This window comes from Citrobacter sp. Cb023, assembly GCF_030336805.1.
In the GTDB taxonomy this organism is placed as follows: Bacteria; Pseudomonadota; Gammaproteobacteria; order Enterobacterales; family Enterobacteriaceae; genus Citrobacter; species Citrobacter braakii.
Window position 1 is genome coordinate 76,999 of record NZ_JAOWCV010000025.1, and the last position, 23,222, is coordinate 100,220.

At 51.2% G+C, this 23,222-nt stretch carries 23 protein-coding genes; 15 read left to right on the top strand and 8 right to left on the bottom strand.

Translation table 11 applies throughout. The features are described 5' to 3' along the window. Positions 1 to 3 precede the first annotated feature (3 nt). From ycjS to OGW44_RS01710, 5 genes are all read left to right on the top strand, one after another. Positions 4 to 1,059: a D-glucoside 3-dehydrogenase gene (ycjS, locus tag OGW44_RS01690; protein ID WP_016156633.1), complete on the top strand. Its 1,056-nt coding sequence runs from the start codon at positions 4 to 6 to the stop codon at positions 1,057 to 1,059. Then, positions 1,056 to 3,332 (top strand): glycoside hydrolase family 65 protein, encoded by a 2,277-nt coding sequence (locus OGW44_RS01695; protein ID WP_185654648.1) that lies wholly within the window; start codon positions 1,056 to 1,058, stop codon positions 3,330 to 3,332. The genes ycjS and OGW44_RS01695 overlap by 4 nt, the downstream gene beginning before the upstream one ends. After that, positions 3,329 to 3,997, top strand: a complete 669-nt coding sequence (gene pgmB, locus OGW44_RS01700; protein ID WP_181636646.1) for a beta-phosphoglucomutase — start codon at positions 3,329 to 3,331, stop codon at positions 3,995 to 3,997. Before OGW44_RS01695 ends, pgmB begins: the two co-directional genes overlap by 4 nt. A gap of 10 nt (positions 3,998 to 4,007) precedes the next feature. After that, positions 4,008 to 5,090 (top strand): ABC transporter ATP-binding protein, encoded by a 1,083-nt coding sequence (locus OGW44_RS01705; protein ID WP_016153219.1) that lies wholly within the window; start codon positions 4,008 to 4,010, stop codon positions 5,088 to 5,090. 68 nt (positions 5,091 to 5,158) lie between these two features. Further along, complete coding sequence (locus OGW44_RS01710) at positions 5,159 to 6,064, top strand: OmpG family monomeric porin (RefSeq protein WP_185654647.1); 906 nt, start codon at positions 5,159 to 5,161, stop codon at positions 6,062 to 6,064. 29 nt (positions 6,065 to 6,093) lie between these two features. On the opposite strand, the gene OGW44_RS01715 is transcribed toward OGW44_RS01710, so the two are convergent. Next, on the bottom strand, positions 6,094 to 7,104 hold the full coding sequence (locus OGW44_RS01715; RefSeq protein WP_185654717.1) for a LacI family DNA-binding transcriptional regulator: 1,011 nt from the start codon (positions 7,102 to 7,104) through the stop codon (positions 6,094 to 6,096). Positions 7,105 to 7,332: 228 nt separating this feature from the next. Between OGW44_RS01715 and pspE the strand changes: the two genes are divergently transcribed. The 4 genes from pspE to tyrR all read left to right on the top strand — a co-directional run bounded on the left by pspE (position 7,333) and on the right by tyrR (position 11,940). After that, positions 7,333 to 7,650, top strand: coding sequence for a thiosulfate sulfurtransferase PspE (gene pspE, locus OGW44_RS01720; protein WP_049040220.1), 318 nt, complete (start codon positions 7,333 to 7,335; stop codon positions 7,648 to 7,650). 142 nt (positions 7,651 to 7,792) lie between these two features. Continuing rightward, complete coding sequence (locus OGW44_RS01725) at positions 7,793 to 9,190, top strand: YcjX family GTP-binding protein (protein WP_185654646.1); 1,398 nt, start codon at positions 7,793 to 7,795, stop codon at positions 9,188 to 9,190. Beyond that, positions 9,187 to 10,248 carry a YcjF family protein gene (locus tag OGW44_RS01730; protein ID WP_046274547.1) on the top strand — a complete coding sequence of 354 codons (1,062 nt, stop codon included), beginning with the start codon at positions 9,187 to 9,189 and terminating at the stop codon, positions 10,246 to 10,248. Before OGW44_RS01725 ends, OGW44_RS01730 begins: the two co-directional genes overlap by 4 nt. Before the next feature lie 147 nt (positions 10,249 to 10,395). Then, the gene (gene tyrR / locus OGW44_RS01735) at positions 10,396 to 11,940 is read left to right on the top strand and encodes a transcriptional regulator TyrR (RefSeq protein ID WP_016153213.1); all 1,545 of its coding nucleotides are present in this window, start codon (positions 10,396 to 10,398) and stop codon (positions 11,938 to 11,940) included. Between the two features lie 53 nt (positions 11,941 to 11,993). Here the strand turns inward: tyrR and tpx are convergent, their stop codons facing one another. Next, positions 11,994 to 12,500: a thiol peroxidase gene (tpx, locus tag OGW44_RS01740; protein ID WP_016153212.1), complete on the bottom strand. Its 507-nt coding sequence runs from the start codon at positions 12,498 to 12,500 to the stop codon at positions 11,994 to 11,996. Between the two features lie 115 nt (positions 12,501 to 12,615). Between tpx and ycjG the strand changes: the two genes are divergently transcribed. Beyond that, entirely contained in the window at positions 12,616 to 13,581 is a 966-nt protein-coding gene (gene ycjG / locus OGW44_RS01745) for an L-Ala-D/L-Glu epimerase (RefSeq protein WP_019076858.1), read from the top strand. Here ycjG and mpaA read toward each other — a convergent pair. Further along, entirely contained in the window at positions 13,556 to 14,284 is a 729-nt protein-coding gene (mpaA, locus tag OGW44_RS01750; RefSeq protein ID WP_016153210.1) for a murein tripeptide amidase MpaA, read from the bottom strand. The two genes, ycjG and mpaA, sit on opposite strands and share 26 nt — an antisense overlap. 184 nt (positions 14,285 to 14,468) lie before the next feature. On the opposite strand from mpaA, the gene mppA reads away from it, so the two are divergent. Then, complete coding sequence (mppA, locus tag OGW44_RS01755; protein WP_185654645.1) at positions 14,469 to 16,082, top strand: murein tripeptide ABC transporter substrate-binding protein MppA; 1,614 nt, start codon at positions 14,469 to 14,471, stop codon at positions 16,080 to 16,082. A gap of 107 nt (positions 16,083 to 16,189) precedes the next feature. On the opposite strand, the gene OGW44_RS01760 is transcribed toward mppA, so the two are convergent. After that, the gene (locus tag OGW44_RS01760) at positions 16,190 to 16,960 is read right to left on the bottom strand and encodes a DeoR/GlpR family DNA-binding transcription regulator (protein WP_065554831.1); all 771 of its coding nucleotides are present in this window, start codon (positions 16,958 to 16,960) and stop codon (positions 16,190 to 16,192) included. Between the two features lie 117 nt (positions 16,961 to 17,077). On the opposite strand from OGW44_RS01760, the gene OGW44_RS01765 reads away from it, so the two are divergent. Together OGW44_RS01765 and OGW44_RS01770 are read left to right on the top strand one after the other, a co-directional pair. Next, positions 17,078 to 17,461 carry a VOC family protein gene (locus OGW44_RS01765; protein WP_047417311.1) on the top strand — a complete coding sequence of 128 codons (384 nt, stop codon included), beginning with the start codon at positions 17,078 to 17,080 and terminating at the stop codon, positions 17,459 to 17,461. A 215-nt stretch (positions 17,462 to 17,676) separates the two neighbouring features. After that, a complete protein-coding gene (locus tag OGW44_RS01770) occupies positions 17,677 to 18,084 on the top strand; it encodes a cupin domain-containing protein (RefSeq protein WP_185654644.1) in 408 nt (135 codons plus the stop codon). A gap of 201 nt (positions 18,085 to 18,285) precedes the next feature. Here the strand turns inward: OGW44_RS01770 and OGW44_RS01775 are convergent, their stop codons facing one another. Beyond that, a complete protein-coding gene (locus OGW44_RS01775; RefSeq protein ID WP_185654643.1) occupies positions 18,286 to 19,317 on the bottom strand; it encodes a mechanosensitive ion channel family protein in 1,032 nt (343 codons plus the stop codon). 243 nt (positions 19,318 to 19,560) lie between these two features. On the opposite strand from OGW44_RS01775, the gene OGW44_RS01780 reads away from it, so the two are divergent. Further along, positions 19,561 to 19,821: a DUF2534 family protein gene (locus tag OGW44_RS01780; RefSeq protein ID WP_003020403.1), complete on the top strand. Its 261-nt coding sequence runs from the start codon at positions 19,561 to 19,563 to the stop codon at positions 19,819 to 19,821. A gap of 48 nt (positions 19,822 to 19,869) precedes the next feature. Here OGW44_RS01780 and uspE read toward each other — a convergent pair whose 3' ends face one another. The 3 genes from uspE to ogt form a co-directional block, all read right to left on the bottom strand. Then, entirely contained in the window at positions 19,870 to 20,820 is a 951-nt protein-coding gene (uspE, locus tag OGW44_RS01785; RefSeq protein WP_016153204.1) for a universal stress protein UspE, read from the bottom strand. Positions 20,821 to 20,971: 151 nt separating this feature from the next. Continuing rightward, positions 20,972 to 21,724, bottom strand: a complete 753-nt coding sequence (gene fnr / locus OGW44_RS01790) for a fumarate/nitrate reduction transcriptional regulator Fnr (RefSeq protein ID WP_003020397.1) — start codon at positions 21,722 to 21,724, stop codon at positions 20,972 to 20,974. A gap of 194 nt (positions 21,725 to 21,918) precedes the next feature. After that, a complete protein-coding gene (ogt, locus tag OGW44_RS01795; RefSeq protein ID WP_185654642.1) occupies positions 21,919 to 22,434 on the bottom strand; it encodes a methylated-DNA--[protein]-cysteine S-methyltransferase in 516 nt (171 codons plus the stop codon). 213 nt (positions 22,435 to 22,647) lie between these two features. Here ogt and smrA point away from each other — a divergent pair, with 213 nt between their 5' ends. Beyond that, complete coding sequence (gene smrA, locus OGW44_RS01800) at positions 22,648 to 23,211, top strand: DNA endonuclease SmrA (RefSeq protein ID WP_053388543.1); 564 nt, start codon at positions 22,648 to 22,650, stop codon at positions 23,209 to 23,211. Positions 23,212 to 23,222: the final 11 nt, after the last annotated feature.

The window sequence follows — 23,222 nt, forward strand, 5'->3', positions numbered from 1 at the left end:
TCTGTGAAAAGTGCACTGACAAGCTCTCCGCTACGCATCGCCATTATCGGCGCCGGGCAGGTGGCGGATAAAGTTCATGCTTCGTACTACTGCACCCGCAACGATCTGGAACTGGTGGCTGTCTGTGACAGCCGCCTGTCACAGGCGCAGGCGTTGGCAGAGAAATACGGCAATCCGCAGGTTTGGGACGATCCTCAGACGATGCTACGCGAGGCTAAGCCAGATATCGTCAGCATCTGTTCACCCAATCGTTTTCATTATGAACACACTATGTTGGCGCTGAACGCCGGATGCCATGTGATGTGTGAGAAACCTCCGGCGATGACGCCAGCCGAGGCGCTGGAAATGTGTAACACGGCGCGTCGAATGGGGAAAGTTCTGGCTTATGATTTTCATCATCGTTTCGCACTGGATACGCAGCTGCTTCGTGAGCAGGTGATGGCCGGCGTGCTGGGTGAAATCTATGTCACCAATGTCCGCGCTTTGCGCCGCTGCGGCGTGCCCGGCTGGGGGGTATTTACCAACAAAGAACTGCAGGGCGGCGGGCCGCTGATTGATCTCGGCATCCATATGCTTGATGCCGCCATGTATGTGCTGGGGTTTCCGGCAGTAAAGCGTGTTAACGCACACAGTTATCAACGCATTGGCACGCGTAAAAACAGCGGCCAGTTTGGGAAATGGGATCCCGAGACGTATACCGTGGAGGATTCTCTGTTCGGGACGATTGAATTTCATAACGGCGGTATCCTGCGACTGGAAACCTCTTTCGCGCTGAATATCCCGGAACAATCGATTATGAACGTAAATTTCTGCGGCGATCTGGCTGGGGCGACGTTATTCCCAGCCCAAGTTTATACCGATCGTGAGGGTACGCTTGACGTACTGCTTCAGCGCGAAATGGCCGATGACAATCGTCATTATCGCAGCATGGAAGCTTTTGTGAATCATGTCCAGGGCGAGCCTGTCACTATTGCCGACGCAGAGCAAGGCGTCGTTATTCAACAACTGGTTGCCGCACTGTATCAATCGGCTGAAACAGGGACCTACGTAGACTTATGACGAGGCCAGTAATGCTAACTGAACCGGCTTTTTGCCCACACAACCTGAATAAATATGCGTCCCTCATGACGACCGGTAACGGTTATATGGGGATTCGCGCCAGCCACGAGGAAGCCTACACCTTACAAACTCGCGGCATGTACCTTGCTGGACTGTATCACCGGGCAGGGAAAGGCGAGATTAATGAACTGGTTAATCTGCCTGATGTGGTGGGGGTGGAGATTTCACTCAATGGTGAGATTTTCTCGCTCACCAGCGGCGTTATCGAAAGCTGGCAACGTGAACTGGATTTTGCCAGTGGGGAATTACGCCGTGCGCTTACCTGGCGTGCGTCTGGCGGAGCGCGTTTTGCCATTGAGAGCCGGCGATTTGTCTCGGCACAAAAACTGCCGCTGTTTGCGATGGAAGTTGTCGTCACGCCACTGGATGGCGATGCCAGCATTGGTATCTCGACCGGAATTGACGCCACGATGACCAATCATGGTCGTCAGCATTTGGATGAAACGCAGGTCCGGGTCTTTGGCCAGCATCTTATGCAAGGGATTTACACCACCCAGGACAACCGCAATGATATCGCTATCACCACGTATTGCGATGTAGACGGTGCAGCGCAGCGCTGCTTCACCGCGAAAGAACGTCGGCTGTTACAACACAACAGCATGCAGGCGAAAGCCGGACAGCGCGTCACGCTGACAAAAATTAGCTGGGTAGACTGGGCGAGCGAACGCAGCCTGTCGCTTGAGACCTGGGGACGCCAGTCGCTGCGCAACCTGGAAATGTGCGCGCAGCAAGGCTATGACGTTCTGCTTGCTGAGTCGGCTGCTAACTGGCATGCCTGGTGGCAAAATCGTCGCGTTCAGGTCACCAGCACTGATGCCAGCGATCAGCGAGCGCTGGACTATGCGCTCTATCATCTGCGTGTGATGACTCCTGACCACGATGAGCGCAGCAGTATTGCGGCCAAAGGTCTGACGGGGGAAGGGTATAAAGGCCACATATTCTGGGATACCGAGGTCTTTCTGTTACCGTTTCATCTCTTTACCGAGCCGAAAACCGCGAGAAGTTTGTTGCGTTACCGCTGGCATAATCTGTCGGGGGCGCGTGAGAAAGCCCGCCGTAACGGTTGGCAGGGAGCGCTTTTCCCGTGGGAAAGCGCTCGCAGCGGTGATGAGGAAACGCCTGAATTTGCGGCGATCAACATCCGTACCGGACTGCGTCAGAAAGTGGCCTCGGCGCAGGCTGAACATCACCTCGTGGCGGATATTGCCTGGGCGGTAATCAATTACTGGCATGCCTCAGGGGATCTAAACTTCATGTCCCGTGAGGGAATGACGTTGCTGCTGGAAACGGCGAAGTTCTGGATCAGCAGGGCGGTCATGGTTAATGATCGTTTAGAGATCCACGATGTGATTGGCCCGGATGAATACACTGAGCATGTGAACAACAACGCGTTCACTAACTACATGGCCTGGTACAACGTGGAACAGGCGCTGGGTTTTGCCCGTCGGTTGGGCTGCGGTGATGAGACGTTTATTCACCGCGCAGAGTATTTTTTACAGCATCTCTGGCGACCGGAAGTTCAGCCCGATGGCGTGCTACCTCAGGACGATACCTTCCTGAGCAAACCGGCTATCGATCTGTCGCAGTACAAAGCCAAAGCGGGCAAGCAGACGATTTTGCTCGATTACTCCCGTGCAGAAGTCAATGAGATGCAAATTCTCAAACAGGCCGATGTGGTGATGCTGACCTACATGTTACCGGAGCAATTTTGCCCGCAAACCTGTCTGGCAAACCTGCGCTTTTACGAGCCGCGCACAATTCATGACTCCTCGTTGAGTAAAGCGATCCACGGGATTGTGGCAGCGCGTTGCGGTGATCCGGCACAGGGCTATCGGTTCTGGCGTGAAGGATCGCTTATCGATCTCGGGGAGGACCCACATAGCTGCGATGACGGCATTCATGCTGCGGCAACGGGCGCCATCTGGCTGGGTGCAATCCAGGGTTTTGCCGGCGTGAATATTCGCCACGGGGAGTTACACCTTGCTCCTGCCTTACCGACTCATTGGCAAACGCTGTCTTTCCCGCTGCGCTGGCAGGGCATCGATATGCAGGTAATCATTAATGCGGCTGAAATCCGTATTAACAGCACTGAGCAGATTGTCCTTTGGGTCAATGGTGAAAAGGTCTCCGTGCAGGGGGAAACCGTAATCCGCAATGACGCCATTATTTCGCCCACTTATGGGACCGCTACCACAGAAGGGGGCGATGAATGATACTCAAACCACAGGCCATCATTTTTGATTTGGATGGCGTGATTACCGATACCGCGCATCTGCATTTTCTGGCCTGGCGGCAGGTAGCCGATGAAATAGGGATTGTGATCGACGAAGTATTTAATGACAGCCTGAAAGGGATTAGTCGCGGCGAATCACTACAGCGTATTTTGCACCATGGTGGGAAGGCGGGGGCGTTTTCTCCCGAGGCCTGCGCACAATTGGCCGAGAGAAAAAACAGACTGTATGTCCATTCTTTGCGCCAGCTGACGGTTAACTCGGTATTACCGGGAATACGTGAGCTGTTGATGACGTTGCGGGAAGAACGGATTCCGGTGGGGTTGGCCTCTGTGTCGCGCAATGCCCCGGCTATTTTACAAGCGCTTAATCTTAGCTCTTGCTTTGATTTTTGTGCGGATGCGGCATTGATCACCCGCTCGAAACCGGATCCGGAAATTTTCCTGGCAGCCTGCGCGGGTCTTGGCGTTGACCCGCAACAATGTATTGGCATAGAAGATGCACAAGCGGGAATTGATGCAATCAACGCCTGCGGCATGCTTTCTGTCGGCATCGGTAAAGGGCTGAATGGGGCAGACTTGCTGCTTCCGGCAACCGAATTTCTGACGTGGCCGTGCTTATCGGCTTTCTGGCAACACGACAAGTAAAGGATTCAACATGGCACAGCTTTCGTTGCAACACATTCAAAAAATTTACGACAACCAGGTACACGTCGTTAAAGACTTCAATCTGGAAATTGAAGATAAAGAGTTTATTGTTTTTGTTGGACCTTCCGGCTGCGGGAAGTCAACTACGTTGCGCATGATCGCCGGTCTGGAGGAGATCAGCGGCGGCGATCTGCTGATTGACGGTAAACGGATGAACGATGTGCCGGCGAAATCACGCAACATTGCGATGGTTTTTCAGAACTACGCGTTGTACCCACACATGACCGTCTATGACAACATGGCGTTTGGTCTGAAAATGCAGAAAATAGCGCCTGCTGTGATTGAGGAGCGCGTCAACTGGGCGGCGCAGATCCTTGGCCTGCGCGATTATCTGCAGCGTAAACCCGGCGCGTTATCCGGTGGTCAGCGTCAGCGTGTGGCGCTGGGGCGTGCGATTGTACGTGAAGCGGGGGTCTTCCTGATGGATGAACCCTTATCGAATCTCGATGCCAAACTTCGCGTTCAGATGCGGGCTGAAATTAGCAAACTGCATCAGAAACTCAATACCACCATGATCTATGTTACCCACGACCAAACCGAAGCCATGACTATGGCGACGCGTATTGTGATTATGAAAGATGGCATCGTTCAGCAGGTTGGTGCGCCGAAAACGGTTTATAACCACCCGGCTAATATGTTTGTCGCCGGATTTATTGGCTCACCGGCCATGAACTTTATTCGTGGCGCGATTGATGGTGATAAGTTTGTTACTGAAACACTGAAATTAACGATTCCACAAAATAAATTAGCACAATTAAAAGCGCAGGGTTATGAACATCAGGCGGTCACTCTGGGAATTCGTCCTGAAGATATACACCCGCAGCTTAATAACGAAAATAGTATATCGGCAAAAATTAGCGTTGCAGAATTAACCGGCGCTGAATTTATGCTTTATACCATTGTTGGGGGGCATGAGTTGGTGGTCCGTGCTGGGGCAGTGAATGATTATCATGCAGGAGAAAATATCACTATTCATTTTGATATGGCGAAATGCCATTTCTTTGATGCTGAAACTGAAGTGGCTATTCAATAAAATTCCGGGGGGATAAATCCCCCCCAAGCCTTGGGGCATTTTTGCGAGTATTTTAACAAGGAATAATAATGAAAACCCTACTGTCCGCTACTGCGCTGATTATGAGCGCAGGAATGGCCTGCGCGCAGGCTGCTGAAAATAATGACTGGCACTTTAATATTGGTGCTATGTACGAAATAGAAAACGTTGAAGGTCAGGGCGAAGATATGGATGGACTGGCTGAGCCGTCCGTCTATTTCAACGCATCTAATGGGCCATGGAAAATATCGCTGGCCTATTATCAGGAAGGACCGGTTGATTACAGCGATGGTAAGCGTGGTACCTGGTTTGATCGCCCAGAACTGGAAGTCCGCTATCAATTCATGGAAAGTGAAGATGTTAATTTCGGTTTGACCGGTGGCTTCCGTAATTACGGTTATCACTATGTCAATGAACCAGGAAACGACACCGCTAATATGCAGCGCTGGAAAGTTCAGCCGGACTGGGATGTTAAACTGACCGACGACCTGCGCTTTAGCGGTTGGCTGTCGATGTATCAATTCGTTAATGATTTGAATACTACTGGCTACTCCGATAGTCGTGTCGAAAGCGAGACCGGTCTGAATTACAGGTTTAACGAAACGGTGGGCTTAACGGTCAACTATTACCTTGAGCGCGGCTTTAATTTGGCTGATTCGCGCAATAATGGTGAGTTCTCAACCCAGGAAATTCGTGCATATTTACCGTTGTCTTTAGGCAATACCACCCTGACGCCGTATACCCGTCTGGGGCTTGATCGCTGGTCAAACTGGGACTGGCGAGATGATCCGGAACGTGAAGGCCATAATTTCAATCGTCTCGGTTTACTGTATGCATATGATTTCCAGAATGGTTTATCAATGTCACTGGAGTATGCCTATGAGTGGGAAGATCACGACGAAGGCGAAAGCGACAGATTCCATTATGCTGGTATAGGCGTGAACTACGCATTCTAAAATATACTGGGGCATTTATGCCCCAGTTTTTACACCAGTGAGTCGGCCAGCGATATTTGTGTGCTCACCGTGATATTTTGTAATCCTTTCTCGCCCGCAATCAGGTTAAATAATAAATTACAGCTTTGTTCACCCAACTGCTGGGTAGGCACATCAATTCCCCCAGGAACGGGCGTGAGCATAAAAGACAACAGCTCATTACTGTAGCCCACAACGGCAAGTTGTTGCGGGATGGTTATATTTTTCTCAGCCGCCACGCGATATAAGCTCATTAATTTCAAGCTGTCGGTGGCAAATACGGCGTCGGGTAACTGCTGCTGACTCAGTAATTTTCGCGAAGCAAGCAGGGCTGTTTCATGGGTATAGCCCCCGTCAACAATCCATTCATCGCGCATTTTAATATTATGCGCCTGAAGGCTGGCTTTATATCCGTTAACGCGATCGATAGAAACATGAACATCAAGCGGCGCGTGCAAACAGGCTATATTACGGTGTCCACTCTCAATCAGCGCATCAGTTAGCGTAATGCTGTCGCGATAATTATCTGTGTCTACAGAATAGACATTGGCGTAGTCGCCTTCAACCTTTCCAATAACCACGACCGGTACGTTGTATTTATCCAGCCTTGCAAAAAAAGATTCATCGGCGGGAGAGCTCAGCATAATGATACCTTTGATCAATTTCTGCTTAATTTTGCTCTCACATTTTTGTAAATCATCTTCAGTGCTTCGCGAAGTCTGTAATATGACATCAAAACCGACCTCTTCAGCCTTGGCAGTAATAGCATGCAGCACTTCAGAGAAAAACGGATTACCGGCAGTTGTTTTTGCTGAACGGGTAGATATCACCATTATTGCATCAAACCCGGAAGAGGTGAGTGCGCGAGCAAGTTTATTGGGCTGGTACTGTAACTCATCAATAGCACGCAGCACTTTTTCAAGCGCTTCCGGCGAGATATTGGTTTGCTTATTAAGCACGCGCGATACCGTGGATTTTGATACGCCAGCGGCTCGTGCAATATCATAAATGGTAGGAGACATAGATCCCAAGCTCCGTCCGAGAGTCAATGGCGAACATATTATGGAGTTAATTGGCGAATGACAACAATATCGGAATGCGGGCAGAAAAATCAAAAAACTAACCGCAGTATGCGCAACCAGAGGAAGAGTCGTCCACGGGTGCAGAGGGTGATAATGCGATCGCAATATTTTCTTAAGAACTGGCGTATAGTGTGTTGGTTAAATCCAACTATCAGTCAGGAAGATATTATGTTCAAAAAAGGCGTATTAGCGTTGGCACTGGTCATCGGCATGCCGGTTTTTGCAGCCGAGCACTGGATTGATGTTCGCGTTCCTGAACAGTATCAACAGCAGCATATTCAGGGGGCGGTCAACATTCCATTAAAAGAGATGAAGGCGCGTATCGCTGCTGAAGTTCCTGATAAGACCGACACCGTGAAGCTGTACTGCAACTCCGGGCGTCAATCGGGGCAGGCGAAGGATATGTTGACGGAAATGGGCTACACGCAGGTGACCAACGAAGGTGGCATCAATCAAATAGCGCTTCCTAAAGTAGAGAATCAATAAACCGCTCGCATTCCTTCTGCTCCAGGCGGTAAGAATAATGCCGCCTGTTACAGCTCAGGTAGTTGATAAGTAAGAATTGACCCCTATCTTTACTTCCTGTTTGTTATAATTTCTTCGGTTCCTTCAGCAAAACGGGATGGCGATGAAGCGACTTAAAAATGAACTCAATTCGCTGGTTAATCGCGGCGTAGACCGGCATTTGCGCCTGGCTGTCACCGGACTTAGCCGTAGCGGTAAGACGGCGTTTATCACCGCGATGGTAAACCAGTTACTCAATATTCATGCCGGTGCGCGTCTGCCGTTGCTCAGTTGCGTGCGCGAAGAGCGTCTGCTCGGCGTTAAACGGGTTCCACAACGCGATTTTGGTATTCCGCGCTTTACCTATGATGAGGGACTGGCGCAGCTGTATGGCTCACCGCCGACCTGGCCGACACCTACGCGCGGCGTGAGTGAAATACGCCTCGCGCTGCGCTACAAATCCAATGATTCATTGCTGCGCCACTTTAAAGAAACCTCCACGCTGTACCTGGAAATCGTCGATTATCCGGGGGAGTGGCTGCTCGATTTACCGATGCTGGCCCAGGATTATCTCAGCTGGTCGCGGCAAATGACCGGATTATTACAGGGACAGCGGGGCGAATGGTCGGCAAGATGGCGGCAGTTATGCCAGGGGTTGGATCCGCTGGCGCCTGCTGATGAAAACCGTCTGGCGGAAATCGCTGCCGCCTGGACGGAGTATCTGCACCAGTGCAAGCAGCAGGGACTGCATTTTATTCAGCCGGGCCGTTTTGTTCTGCCCGGAGATATGGCGGGCGCGCCTGCGCTGCAGTTCTTCCCGTGGCCGGACGTTGATGCCTGGGGGGAATCGAAGCTGGCGCAGGCAGACAAACACACCAATGCGGGCATGCTGCGCGACAGGTTTAATTATTACTGTGAAAAAGTCGTGAAGGGATTTTATAAGAATCACTTCCTGCGCTTTGACCGTCAGATTGTGCTGGTCGATTGTTTGCAACCGCTCAACAGCGGGCCACAGGCGTTTAACGACATGCGTCTGGCACTCACCCAACTGATGCAAAGTTTCCATTATGGACAGCGCACGCTGTTTCGTCGGCTGTTTTCCCCGGTGATCGACAAACTGCTGTTTGCCGCCACCAAAGCCGACCACGTCACGGTCGATCAGCACGCCAATATGGTGTCGTTATTGCAGCAGTTGATCCAGGACGCCTGGCAAAACGCTGCGTTCGAAGGTATCAGCATGGATTGTCTGGGACTGGCATCAGTACAGGCAACCACCAGCGGCCTGATCGATGTGAAAGGCGAAAAGATCCCGGCGCTGCGTGGTCATCGTCTGAGCGATGGTGAACCATTAACCGTTTATCCGGGGGAAGTGCCCGCGCGTTTACCTGGACAAGCATTCTGGGACAGCCAGGGCTTTCAGTTTGAGGCGTTTCGCCCGCAGGTTATGGATGTCGATAAACCCTTACCGCATATTCGTCTTGATGCCGCGATGGAGTTTTTAATAGGAGATAAATTGCGATGAGCGAGCCGTTAAAACCGCGTATCGATTTCTCAGGTCCGCTGGACGTGGAACAAAACGCGGCGTTTAAAGCGCAGCAGATGTTCAACGAAACGGAGGCGCAGACTTTTTCTCCGGCGACAGTGGATGAACCTCTGCAAGACGAAGGTCAGGCAGAAGCCGTCATTGATGCGGCCCTACGCCCCAAACGCAGTTTGTGGCGCAAAATGGTGATGGGCGGGTTGGCGCTGTTTGGCGCGAGCGTTGTCGCTCAGGGCGTACAATGGACTATGAACGCCTGGCAGACTCAGGACTGGGTCGCGCTGGGAGGATGTGCCGCTGGCGCATTGATTATCGGCGCAGGTATCGGATCGGTTGCGACCGAGTGGCGTCGGCTATGGCGTTTGCGCCAGCGTGCGCACGAGCGCGATGAAGCGCGAGATCTGCTCCACAGCCATGGAACCGGAAAAGGTCGTGCATTTTGTGAAAAGCTGGCGCAGCAGGCGGGTATCGATCAGTCCCATCCGGCGCTACAGCGCTGGTATGCCTCAATTCATGAAACGCAGAACGATCGCGAAGTCGTCAGCCTGTATGCCCATCTTGTGCAGCCGGTGCTGGACGCGCAGGCCCGACGTGAGATTAGCCGTTCAGCGGCGGAGTCCACGCTGATGATTGCCGTCAGTCCGCTGGCATTGGTGGATATGGCGTTTATTGCCTGGCGAAACCTGCGGCTGATTAATCGCATCGCATCGCTGTATGGCATTGAACTCGGTTATTACAGCCGCCTGCGTTTGTTCCGCCTGGTGCTACTAAATATCGCTTTTGCCGGGGCCAGTGAGCTGGTGCGGGAAGTGGGAATGGACTGGATGTCGCAGGATTTAGCCGCTCGCTTATCGACGCGTGCCGCGCAGGGTATTGGCGCGGGATTATTAACGGCGCGTCTGGGTATTAAAGCCATGGAACTTTGCCGACCGCTGCCGTGGATCGATGACGATAAGCCACGACTGGGCGATTTTCGCCGTCAACTGATTGGTCAGGTGAAAGAAACCTTACAAAAGAACAAATCACCGCGCGAAAGTTAGCTAAAAATTGGGCGCCAGTCGTTTAACTTTACGTCCCGGCGCCTGATTTTCCAGCGAGCTGTCAATATTTGTTGACAGAGTTCTTCCTGCAAACCCAATACTGTCTTATCATTTAATACATAATCCCTTGTCCAGGTGAAGGTTCCTATGCGTTTGGAAGTCTTTTGTGAAGACCGACTTGGTCTGACCCGCGAATTACTCGATTTACTGGTGCTGAGAAGCATTGATTTACGCGGTATCGAGATTGACCCCATCGGGCGGATTTACCTCAATTTTGCGGAACTGGAGTTCACCAACTTCAGCAGCCTGATGGCTGAAATCCGCCGTATTTCAGGGGTTACGGATGTGCGTACCGTGCCCTGGATGCCTTCCGAACGAGAACATCTTGCGCTGAGTGCGCTGCTTGAGGCGTTACCAGAACCGGTCCTTTCTCTGGATATGAAAAGCAAAATCGAGATGGCGAACCCTGCGAGCTGTCAGCTTTTCGCGCACACTCAGGATCGGATGCGCAATCATACCGCCGCCCAGTTAATCAATGGGTTTAACTTCCAGCGCTGGCTCGAAAGCAATCCGCAGGATTCTCATAGCGAGCATGTCGTAATTAACGGACAGAACTTCCTGATGGAGATTACGCCTGTCCATTTGCAGGGTGAAAATCAGGAGCAGATGCTGACTGGTGCTGTTGTCATGCTGCGCTCCACCATCCGAATGGGGCGTCAGCTGCAAAATATGACTACGCAGGATCTGAGCGCGTTTAGCCAGATTATTGCCGTCAGCGCCAAAATGAAACACGTAGTGGAACAGGCGCGTAAGCTGGCGACACTGAGTGCGCCGCTGCTGATTACTGGTAATACCGGCACCGGCAAAGATCTCTTTGCCCATGCCTGCCACCTGGCAAGCCCGCGTGCGTCGAAGCCGTATCTGGCGCTGAACTGTGCGTCAATTCCTGAGGATGCGGTCGAAAGTGAGCTGTTTGGCCATGCCCCGGAAGGTAAAAAAGGCTTCTTTGAGCAGGCGAATGGCGGCTCGGTTCTGTTAGATGAAATTGGTGAAATGTCGCCGCGTATGCAGACCAAATTGCTGCGTTTTCTCAATGACGGCACGTTCCGCCGCGTGGGAGAAGATCACGAAGTTCATGTTGATGTCCGCGTGATTTGCGCAACGCAAAAGAACCTTGTGGAAATGGTGCAGAAAGGGCTTTTCCGTGAAGATCTCTATTATCGACTGAATGTACTGACGCTAAATCTGCCGCCGCTACGCGATTGCCCGCAGGATATTATGCCGCTTACCGAACTGTTTGTGGCGCGCTTCGCCGACGAGCAGGGCGTGCCGCGTCCGAAGCTGTCTGCCGATCTCAGCACGGTGTTAACCCGCTACGGTTGGCCGGGCAACGTGCGTCAGCTTAAAAATGCCATCTACCGGGCGCTGACCCAGCTTGAAGGCTATGAGCTGCGGCCGCAGGATATTTTACTGCCGGATTACGATGCGGCAACGGTTGCGGTCGGAGAAGAGGTGATGGAAGGATCGCTGGATGAAATTACCAGCCGCTTTGAACGCTCTGTGCTGACGCAGCTTTATATGAATTATCCCAGCACGCGCAAACTGGCCAAACGCCTTGGCGTTTCGCACACCGCGATTGCCAACAAATTGCGTGAATACGGCCTGAGCCAGCAGAAAAAAAGCGAAGAGTAACACGGTAAATGAAAATGCCTCCCTGCGGAGGCATTTTTGTATGCAGACGTGGCTTAAGCTTTCAGTACGTCCAGCGCAGCAGTGTAGTCTGGCTCGTTGGTGATTTCATTGACCAGTTGGCTGAAAACGACGTTGTCATTTTCATCAATAACGACCACGGCACGTGCGGCCAGACCTTTCAGTGGGCCTTCAGCGATTTCTACGCCGTAGTTTTTCAGAAATTCTGCGTTGCGCAGGGTGGACAGCGTGATAACGTTGCTCAGACCTTCCGCGCCGCAAAAACGTGAATGGGCGAATGGCAGGTCGGCCGAAATGCACAGTACGACGGTATTGTCGATTTCTGTCGCCAGTTGGTTAAACTTACGTACCGATGCCGCACAAACGCCGGTATCGATGCTTGGGAAAATATTCAGCACTTTGCGCTTGCCTGCGAACTGGCCCAGCGTAACGTCAGACAGGTCTTTAGCCACAAGGGTAAAAGCCTGAGCTTTGCTTCCAGCCTGAGGAATTGAGCCGGCAACTGTAACCGGGTTGCCCTGGAAATGAACGGTTTGTGACATGGTTATCTTCCTGTTTACATATAGTTAACGTCGAGGCTAGTTTATGCCATCAGCAGTTAACACGGCAAACGCTATTTGCGGATATCCGCTTCAGGGACTGCATTAAGGAAAGCAAATGAGAACAGTTAAGGTGTATGAGGAAGCCTGGCCGCTGCACACTCCCTTTGTTATTGCCCGTGGGAGCAGAACCGAAGCGCATGTGGTGGTGGTTGAAGTGGCAGAAAACGGCGTCACGGGTATCGGCGAGTGCACACCGTATCCGCGCTATGGTGAAAGCGATGCCTCAGTGCTGGCGCAAATTATGAGCATTGCCCCACAACTGGAAAATGGACTGACGCGTGAAGAGCTGCAAAAGCTGCTGCCAGCGGGAGCCGCGCGTAATGCTGTGGACTGCGCGTTGTGGGATCTGAGTGCGCGTCAACAGCAACTGTCACTGGCAGAGTTGGTGGGAAGTGAACTGGCGGAAGTGGTGACGACGGCGCAAACCGTGGTAATTGGCACGCCGGAACAAATGGCGGTGAGTGCGGCTGCACTGTGGGAAAATGGCGCGAAACTGCTAAAAGTTAAACTGGATGCGCGCTTGATTAGCGAGCGGATGGTTGCTATTCGTGCCGCAGTCCCTGATGCCACGATTATTGTCGACGCCAATGAATCCTGGCGGGCAGAAGGTCTGGCGGCACGCTGCCAGCTTCTGGCTGATTTAGGGGTGGCGATGCTGGAGCAGCCGCTGCCAGCGCAGGACGATGCCGCGTTGGAAAATTTTGTGCATCCGCTGCCGATCTGCGCAGATGAAAGCTGCCACACCCGCAGCAGCCTGAAAGCGCTGCACGGGCGCTATGAAATGGTCAATATCAAACTGGATAAAACAGGCGGCCTGACGGAGGCGCTGGCGCTGGCAACCGAAGCCCGCGAGCAGGGATTTGCGCTAATGCTGGGCTGCATGTTGTGTACTTCCCGGGCGATTGGGGCGGCGTTACCGCTTACGCCGCAGGTTAACTTTGCCGATCTTGATGGCCCTACCTGGCTTGCCAGCGACGCGGAGCCGGGCCTGCATTTTACGACCGGACAACTTCATCTCTAGGGTGCCAGCGCAGGAGATTGGACATGGCCAGCAGGTATTTCTCGCTCGCTTCATCTGAAGAGATGGGCGGAAATTCGGCGGTTATACAGTGTAAGTTCAGGTCTGCGCACCAGCTTCCAAATGAGCCGGGCGTTTCATAACCTACGCTGGTGACGAGGGGTAATTCAAACGACTGCGCCAGCCATGCGCCTAATTCGCTGCGCCTGGGATCTTCAATACAGGCCAGCGGATCGTGAAAAGAGACCACCCACGCAGGATGAATTCGGTGAATAAGCTGGCACAGCGCCTGGGTTTCTGGTTCTGAGCCTGGATTTTCGCCGGTCAACAACACCACATCGCGTTCTTCTGCGCTGCTGTTCCAGCGATACACCGTTTCACCCGCTTTCCAGTTGGCAGCGGGAAAGTTACGGTTTAGATCCACTCCGTTCGCATTTGCGCGCAGCCCGAGCTGGCAACCGTCAGGGTTAACCGCCAGCACCACATGGTGACGACGTAAGGAAGGATTAAGCGTACGCAATGCGCAGGAAAGGGTGACGACCGATGCGTTTTCGTCGCCGTGCGTTCCTGCCAGTATCAGACCGCTTTCACGATCGGCCGCCATTGCGGGAAACCAGATTAGCGGCGCGCCTAATAATGAACGTCCGTAATGTTCGGTTCCAGGTGGGAATGCGCCGCGCTCGGCACGGGGTCGGGTAACGGTCATAGTCATCTCTGAATACGTGGATTGTTACTCGCAGTGTTGTGCAAAATGTATGGATAATCAAATCGTTTTCACACACTTATCTTTTCAGATGTAATATTATTTCCTTGTCGAAAGTTAATTGCATTTCCTGCTGGCGATACAAATAATTACACATTCACTTAGTAGCCGGAATTGAGGGTATTTTATGCAGCATTCTGTTTCAGTAACCTGTTGTGCGCTATTGGTAAGCAGCATTTCATTATCCTGGGCTGCTGATGTTCCCAGCGGAACGGTACTGGCAGAAAAGCAAGAACTGGTGCGTCATATCAAAGACGAACCGGCGTCATTGGATCCGGCAAAGGCCGTCGGGCTTCCTGAAATTCAGGTTATTCGTGATTTATTTGAAGGGCTGGTCAACCAGAATGAGAAGGGCGAGATTGTGCCCGGTGTTGCCACTCAGTGGAAAAGTAACGATAACCGTATCTGGACGTTTACGCTGCGCGACAATGCGCAATGGGCAGATGGTACGCCGGTAACGGCGCAGGATTTTGTCTATAGCTGGCAGCGTCTGGTTGACCCGAAAACTCTGTCGCCGTTTGCCTGGTTTGCTGCGCTGGCGGGTATTAACAACGCACAGCCGATCATCGATGGAAAAGCCTCGCCAGATAAGCTCGGCGTTAGCGCGATCGATGCGCGTACATTGAAGGTCCAACTGGATAAACCGCTGCCATGGTTTGCCAATCTGACGGCGAGTTTTGCTTTCTATCCGGTACAAAAAGCTAATGTTGAGAGCGGTAAAGATTGGACCAAACCGGGTAATCTAATTGGTAACGGCGCTTATGTGCTCAAAGATCGCGTGGTGAACGAAAAACTGGACGTTGTGCCGAACACGCATTATTGGGACAACGCCAAAACGGTGCTGCAAAAAGTCACCTTCCTGCCTATTAACCAGGAATCGGCAGCGACCAAGCGCTATCTTGCTGGTGATATCGATATTACCGAGTCGTTCCCGAAAAACATGTATCAGAAACTGTTGAAGGACATCCCGGGCCAGGTTTACACCCCGCCGCAGCTTGGCACTTACTACTATGCCTTTAATACCCAGAAGGGACCGACTGCCGACTCACGCGTGCGCCTGGCGCTCAGCATGACTATCGATCGTCGCCTGATGGCGGAGAAAGTTCTGGGTACCGGCGAAAAGCCCGCATGGCATTTTACGCCGGATGTAACGGCAGGGTTTGTGCCGGAACCTTCACCGTTTGAGCAAATGAGTCAGGAAGAGCTGAACGCGCAGGCGAAAACGCTGCTGCGTGCGGCGGGCTATGGTCCACAGAAACCACTTAAACTGACGCTGCTGTATAACACCTCTGAAAATCATCAGAAGATTGCTATTGCTGTCGCGTCTATGTGGAAGAAAAATCTCGGCGTTGACGTGAAACTGCAAAACCAGGAGTGGAAAACTTATATCGATAGCCGCAATACCGGTAATTTTGATGTGATCCGCGCCTCGTGGGTGGGCGATTACAATGAGCCATCTACGTTCCTGTCGCTATTAACATCAACCCATACGGGCAATATCTCCCGCTTTAATAATCCGGCGTACGATAAAGTGTTGACCCAGGCAACCCTGGAGAATACGCAGAAAGCGCGCAATGCTGATTATAACGCCGCGGAGAACATTCTGATGGAACAGGCTCCCATTGCGCCGATTTATCAGTACACCAACGGGCGTTTAATTAAACCGTGGCTGAAAGGGTATCCGATTACTAACCCTGAAGATGTGGCTTATAGCCGCACAATGTATATTGTGAAGCACTGATATAGCTGGCCTGTTCGGGACATTGCATTGGCGATTTCCCGAACAGACAAGGCTGTAGGGAAGGTGGGTCATGAAAGCAATGGAAAAGTATCACCCAATAGAATGGGTTACACTGTATAAATACGAATGTCGTGCGCCTGAAACGCCGTGGCATACTCTTTGCTGATATTTTCCTCGACGACAATTACATCGATATTGCTGCTTTCGGTAACAACATAACGGGCGACGGCCGGGATCTTTTCAGCCGTCAGCGCGACAATAGTTTCATTACACTGTTTGATCACCGCTTTTTTGAACTCACAATCCGCGTAATCAAATCCGGTTAAGCCGGATTCTGGCGACATCGCGCAGCCGCCAATAAATCCCTGATCGAATAAAATGCCCTGCACCTGCGAGATAGCGGTGGCACCCACACACCCTCCAGAAGATCGTTGCACCGCGCCGCCCAGCATAATGACATCAAACAGTGGTTTTTTTAGTAAAACGGCGGCAATCTCCGGGGAATTTGTTACCACGGTTAACGCCAGCTCGGCGGGTAGGGCTTCAGCCATCGCCAGATTAGTACTGCCTGTGTCGATAAAAATGCAGCTTCCGGATTTGACCATCCGGGCGCATCTCTGCGCGATATTGCTCTTTTTCGCCACATTAATACTCTTGCGCACGGTGATGTCTTCGGATTCAGGGAGTGCAATGACCGCGCCGCCATAGACTTTTTTACACACGCCATCTTTACTCAGTTCATGCAGATCGCGGCGGATTGTATGTTCCGAAACGCCTAACCTACTGGCGAGTTCGGAACAGATGACTCTGCCGTTTTCCTGCAGGATCTGATAGATAAGCGCCTGGCGCTGTTCAGGGAATGCTGCGTAATCGAGCATCAATACTCCAGTGAAATAAACATCGAGCAATAACAAGCATAATTGTGCATTATGGTTCACGATGTCAACATCCCTTTAGGGAACCTATTGTTTGGATACAACAAGAAGAGGTTAGCTATGAAGGTTGCGCATATGGCGTTATGGACACGGGATCTTGAGCAACAAGCTCAATTCTGGGTCACGTTTTTTGACGCAAAGATCAACGAAAAATACTGCAGTAAAACCAATCCTGGATTTGAATCCTATTTTGTCAAAATTGGTGAGGATATCGCGATTGAGTTAATGACTAAGCCTGGACTGACAAAACATGCTCCCAACAATAACACCTCAGGCTGGGTGCATCTCGCCATTTCAGTTGGCGGCAGTGAAAACGTTGATGCCATGGCGATGCGTGCAAAAGAACAGGGGATATTAGTTTCTGACCCGCGCACCACCGGTGATGGCTATTACGAAGCGGTGATACGCGATCCTGACGGCAACTTGATTGAAATTGTGGCCTAAGGCTTCACGCCATCTCCAGTAGAAATGTTGTACCTGTTACCGACTATTGATGAGCATGATTCATAAGGTTGTCCTTCTTTTCACCTCTAATCACCCGCCTGTCGAGTCTCTATAATTTTTATAGTTTTCAGCATCGGTGGCGCGTGCTGCCACCGTTTTGGAGAGTCGAAATGCAAAATCAACGGAATACCGTCTCCAGCGCCGGCGCGGAGATTATGAGTCAACAATTTGATGGTAACAGCGTCTTTCCTCGCGGAGAGAAAAATGAAGCGTATGCGAAATATTTCACTGGCGACAGCTATCTGACTATGCTCTCCATGGAAGGCGTGGTCATTGGTAACGTAGCATTTGAGCCGGGCTGTCGTAACTTCTGGCATATCCATCATCAAGGGGGACAAATCTTGCTGGTGACCGGCGGCAGAGGCTGGTATCAGGCGTGGAATCAACCGGCGCGCGAACTGAAAACTGGTGATGTCGTACACATCCCGGCGGGAATGAAACACTGGCACGGTGCCGCGCGTGATAGCTGGTTTGCCCATATCGCTGTGGAAATCCCGGCAGTTAGCGCATCGAACGAGTGGATTGAACCGGTAAGCGACGCTGAGTACAACCTGCTCCCCTGAGCTGTGCGGGGCACACGTACTGCAGGTAAAGAATCCGATGCCCGAAGTGAATCAGTTTGACCTGATTATTGATACAGTTCCGTATCTACATGACCTGAATCCGTATATTCCAACGCTGGCGCTGGTACTGCTTTGTCATTGATATTGCCTCATTGAAATAAGTGCAGAAAAAAGACGCGGATTTCCGCGCCTTTTCTTTTGTTAGTGTGTCGATGGCGATGCTTCAGGATTATCCATATACAGCGTCTGGCTGGGGAACGCAAAGTCGGCGTCGTGTGCCTTGACTATCGAAATAATCTTTAAATAAACGTCCTGCTGTACCGCAAGCCATTTCTCCCACACGGTGGTTTTCGTGAAGCAATACACCATGATATTCAGCGATGAATCGGCGAATTCATTAAAATAAACCAGCAGGGTTTGTTTCTGGTCTATTCCCGGATGGTTTTGCAGCATTTCTCTGACCGACTCGACAACGGCACTGACTTTATCAGCATCTTCATATCGTAACCCGATCACCGTTTTGATGCGGCGGTTCGTCATCCTTCCTGGGTTTTCTACGCTGATAGAGGAGAAAATCGAGTTTGGGACATATAACGGACGATGATCGAAGGTGTTTATTTTGGTCATTCGCCAGCCGATTTCCGTAACTGTACCTTCAATATTGCGGTCCGGGGAGCGGATCCAGTCGCCGATGCTAAAGGGTCTGTCGAAGTAGAGCATAATCCCTGAGAAAAAGTTGCTCAGAATGTCTTTGCCTGCCATACCTACAGCGATACCGCCGATGCCGCCGAAGGTTAACAGGCCGGATAAGCTCATTCCGAAATGTTCGCCATACAGCAAAATGATGGCAACCACGATGGTAATTTTGATGATGCGCGACAGGATCCTCGCGCTGGTGATATCTCTGCCTTTATTAATCTGCGTCTTTTCAAACTGATTAATTACCAGAAAAAGTTTGATGGTAAGGATCAGCGCAATCAACGAGGTGCAGATAAAGTCGACCACGCTGGAGGAGATAAATTTCAGGCTGTAATTTTCGATAACGTTATTAGCAATACTGCCTAACGTCCCGATGATAATGGCATAGACAAGAAATTGCGCGGCATGAAATATGAACCCTTTGCAGCGACGCTCTCCACGATGATACCAGACGCTCATCAGAACCAGCGTGGCACAGCAGCTGAGAATTACCGTCAAATTAAACGCATTATTTATAAACAGTTCAGCGATCATGATTCTTCCAACAGCTCCGTGGTAGTGAAATATCTTCTGATATCCTAATCCTCGAATATTTTACTCAGTTCTGGCGGTCAGATCATTAATCCATAGGGGAGATATATAATGCAATTAGCGCTATTTTCGGCGAAATAGCGCTGGTATCCACCCTGAAAGCGGTTTATGTAGCAGACAGTCAGTTGATGTCATGGTATTGTTAGCGCAAAGTAACAAGGTTTTCATCTGCAAAAGGACAGTACTATGATCATGGCTAAGCTGAAGACAGCGAAGGGACGGAAGTTTCTGTTGTGCCTGCTTGGGGTGTTTATTATCGCAGCGTCGGTCGTGACGCGAGCGACGATCGGTGGTGTGATTGAACAGTATGACATTCCGCTATCCGACTGGACCGCTTCAATGTACGCTATTCAATCGGCAATGATTTGTGTCTACAGCATGGTGTTTACGATTCTGTTGGCTATCCCGCTGGGTATCTATTTCCTCGGCGGCGAAGAGCAACACTAAGCGTTTGTTATGCCGGATGAGATCGCCATCCGGCATTGAGTTGTATAGTTAATCGTCTTCTTCGTCATCCAGTTCAACAGGCGTCTGATATTCATCCGGCTTGATGACCAACAGGTCGCAGCGTAGGTGATCGATAACCTGTTCAGCGGTGTTACCAAGGAACGCGGCAGAAATACCGGTACGACCGACGGTACCCAGTACCACAATACCCGCCTGCAAGTGCTCGGCTAAATCAGGAATGACCTCTTCAGGCAATCCTTTTTCAACGTGCGTCACTTTCTCATCGATACTGAATTTCTGGCGCAACGCCTTCATGGCCAGCAGATGCTGTCCACGGATCGCGTCGTTATAAACGCTGGGGTCAAACTCTGGTAGTTCAATTGCGATATTGATTGGCGTAACAGGGTAGGCGCCAACCAGATGCACTTCAGTATGGTTAACCTGTTCTGCCAGTTGCAGCGTCTCTTTGACCAGTTTTTCATTGAGCGCGTTGTGATAAGGCTCTTCACTGGCGAGGTTCACGGCAACCAGCGCTTTACCCTCTTCAGGCCATGGCTGGTCTTTAACCATCCATACCGGGCTTGGACATTTGCGCAATAAATGCCAGTCGGTAGGGGTGAAAATTACGGCTTCGAGGCGGTCGTGTTGGTGTGCCATTTTGAGGACCAGGTCATGCTGAGCGCTAATGACTTCCTGGATGATGGCTTCAAAGGGACGGTTGTGCCATACCACTTTAATTTCAAGAGGGATCCCTGCTTCGATGTAGTATTTTGCTTGTTCACGGATCCAGGCTGTTCGCTGGCTGATGACCCCCTGACGCATTGCCGTACGCTCATCGGGCGACAGCAGGGTAGTCATCTCGTAGGAAAAGTCATAGATTGGCAAAAAGGCTTTAATTTTGCCACCAATCCGTTGATGCAAATAAACAGCTCGCCGTAATGCTGGTTGATCGTCCTGGTTTGGATCGATGACGACCAGCATATTTTTATACATAGCCATACAGGGTCTCCTTACAACTGTCATCGCAGTTTGTAATTAAAAGAGTAACCCAATAATGTGGATTGAAACAGGGGAGAACCTCCTGCCAGATCAATAAATCGGGAAAATTTAGCGATTTGACAGAAGGATAACAGAAATGCTTGCGGAAAGATTACGCTACGTTACGCGTGTGGCCAGCAAGAACTGCCAGCGCGTCGCTATTCTCAATAGTTATGTATTTGCCTTTCACTGCCAGCATACCGCTTTTCTGGAAACGACCCAACAGGCGGCTGATGGTTTCAACCGTCAGACCCAGGTAGTTACCGATGTCGCCGCGGGTCATGGTCAGGCGGAACTCACGAGGCGAGAATCCGCGCTGGGCAAAGCGGCGAGACAAGTTGTAGATAAAGGCCGCCAGGCGCTCTTCTGCATTTTTCTTCGACAACAGCAGGATCATATCCTGGTCGCCTTTGATTTCGCCACTCATCAGACGCATCATCTGCTGACGCAGATTCGGCATTTTTCCGGACAGGTCATCAAGGGTTTCGAAAGGAATTTCGCAAACCATTGAGGTTTCCAGCGCCTGGGCAAAGCTCGGGTGATGTCCGCTGCCAATCGCGTCAAAACCGACCAGATCACCCGCCAGATGGAAGCCGGTAATTTGCTCATCGCCTTGTTCGGTAATGGTATAGCTTTTAATCGTTCCGGAGCGGATAGCGTAGAGTGATTTAAGTTCATCACCTGCTTTAAAGAGCGTTTGCCCCTTTTGGATAGGCTTTTTGCGCTCGATGATGTTATCGAGCTGGTCAAGCTCATGCTCGTTAAGTGTGAACGGGATGCAAAGCTGGCTGATGCTGCAATCCTGGCAATGGATAGCACAACCGCCAGACTGAATGCGCCGTATAATTCGCTTTTCCGGGATCATAGGTCTGCTCAAGCCGTAATTGATATTTGTCAATTTTAACATCTTTTTGGTGAGCACGTAAGCCTGAGCTACTCCCAATAGAGAATAATTCAGGTATAACCGGAATGAATGTTTGTAACTCCTTGATTAACCGCATTAAATTTGTGGTCACATTATGCGAAAGTGTGACGAATAAGGCATTAATTGCCTGGAATCTAGAGTAGCAAATAACCTTCGTGACGCAATAACCACTCTTTTCGCTGCACGCCGCCAGCATATCCAGTCATGGTGCCGTTACGCCCAATGACGCGATGGCAGGGGACCACAATGCTTAACGGGTTGGCGCCATTGGCCGCACCGACGGCTCTTGCAGCACCGGCGCGCCCTAACTGTTCGGCCAGTTGACCATAGTGCATGACCTGCCCACACGGGATAGTGCGTAATGCTTGCCAGACTTCACGCTGGAAAGGCGTGCCAGCCGTTGCTGTTTCCAGCGTGTCAATAATGCTGAGATTCCCGGCAAAATACTCCGACAGTTTATCGCTTAATCCGCCAGGGTTTTTGGCTGTAATACGCTGATAACCTTCTGTGCGGTAATGAATATCCAGCAATTGTTCCATGCGATCGCGGTGCTGATCCCATTCCACCGCGCGCAGGCGAAATTGCTCATCACAAATAACCCACAGCGGGCCTAGCGGCGTGTCGATGGTGTCTTCCAGTAAGTTCAGCATCCGTTTCTCTCATTACAGCGTTCAGGCGAGGTTACACATTATCACGCCAGCAACAGTTGCAGCTATACCCCTAAAAACGGATATCTGTATGTCGTGAGTAGATCTTTTCAGCGGAGCGAGCCGGGTGAATTATTGGAAATAATCGTAAACCGTTGTCGGTATAATAGTGCGCGGTTATGATAATGCTCGTCGTAATTCGCTGGAGGAAGAAACATGAACCTTGATGATGCTTCGCTGTTTCTGGATGCTATGGGGGATGTCCAACCACTGAAGGGCTGCGCCGATGTACACTGGCAGCCAACGCGTAATATCCGCACTCCGGCGCGTATCGATACGCTTCAACTGGATAACTTTCTCACGACGGGGTTTCTCGATATTATCCCGTTGAACGAGCCGCTTGAGTTTCGTCGCGAAGGTTTACAGCACGGCGTGACTGACAAACTGCGAACCGGAAGATATCCGCAGCAGGCGAGCCTTAATCTCATCCGCCAGCCCGTAGAAACATGCCGCCAGATGCTATTCAGTTTTATTCTGCAGGCACAGCAAGATGGATTACGTAACGTGTTGGTGATACACGGTAAGGGGCGTGACGATAACGCTCATGCCAATATTGTTCGCAGCTATGTGGCGCGCTGGCTGACAGAATTTGACGACGTCCAGGCCTACTGCGCCGCTTTGCCGCATCACGGCGGCAGCGGGGCATGCTATGTGGCATTACGTAAAACCGCGCAGGCAAAACAGGAAAACTGGGAGCGTCACGCTAAGCGCAGCCGCTGATCAACGTATTC